We start from the raw sequence: 1,019 nt of genomic DNA on the forward strand, positions 1-1,019 counted from the left end.
AGCTGTAAGGCACAAGGTAATAATAATATCAAAACAGAACAAAACTTTTGGAAAGAACAACAGAGAGATTTGATACATCTACCTATTATATGGAAAGGCAAGGACATGAATATCAATTTGAGCATTACTTGCGAGGTAAAGTGCGGCAGTTTGGAGGTGATAATGGCTCTAATTATATAGAATATGCCAGAAAAGACAACAGCCTATTTGGAACGTGTAAGGAGTATTACAATAAAACGGGAACTCTAAAGTTAGTGGGAAAATATTATTATAATAGATTTAATGCGGGCATCTGGAAAGAGTATGATGAGAATGGTTATTTAATAGATGAATACGACCAAGATGCCCCTTATAAAAACTATCCATGGGAAAAAGTGGAGAAGTTTGTAAAGGAAGAGTTAAAGCTGGATTTATTCGATAAGAATGTTTCTATAAGGCGATATGTAAGTGATAAAACCAATATACCAGTATGGATTATTCATTACAAGGTAGGATCAAATATAGTTTCTATTAAAATAAATGCCAATACAGGAGAAATCATAAAGAAAGGTACAAATCCTATAATAAAGTAGAATGGTAAAAATTGTAACTGATGGAGCTATTATGTGTTGCACTTTAGGAACTTGGCAAGCTAAGTTGACAGTTCTTAGTCAAAGTTTCCGAAGTATTTCGGGAGCATTGGTAGCGACTGAGGAAGATGAAATTGGTTTAATTAATATCCCAAGTTTTGGAGTTTGCAAATGTAGTTCTCCGAATCCTCCTTGCATTCCCCAGCCACAAGGATGGCAACAAACAACACAGAAAGACAGTATCAATGAACTGCTAATAAAATTATAAAAATGATAAGACGAATAATTACATTACTTACATTGCTTGTGGTAATAAGTAGCTGTAAGGCACAAGGTAATAATAATATCAAACAGAACAAAAACTTTTGGAAAGAACAACAGAGAGATTTGATACATCTACCTATTATATGAAAGGCAAGGACATGAATATCAATTTGAGCATTACTTGCG

2 protein-coding genes are annotated in these 1,019 nt (G+C 33.6%); both read left to right on the top strand.

Going from position 1 to position 1,019, the window contains the following annotated elements:
- Positions 1-47 precede the first annotated feature (47 nt).
- Positions 48-572 carry a hypothetical protein gene (locus HMPREF0666_RS15895; RefSeq protein ID WP_009013422.1) on the top strand — a complete coding sequence of 175 codons (525 nt, stop codon included), beginning with the start codon at positions 48-50 and terminating at the stop codon, positions 570-572.
- Between the two features lies 1 nt (position 573).
- On the top strand, positions 574-837 hold the full coding sequence (locus HMPREF0666_RS15900; RefSeq protein WP_009013423.1) for a PAAR-like protein: 264 nt from the start codon (positions 574-576) through the stop codon (positions 835-837).
- The last annotated feature ends 182 nt before the right edge of the window (positions 838-1,019 follow it).

Source organism: Prevotella sp. C561 (genome assembly GCF_000224595.1).
Taxonomy (GTDB): Bacteria; Bacteroidota; Bacteroidia; order Bacteroidales; family Bacteroidaceae; genus Prevotella; species Prevotella jejuni.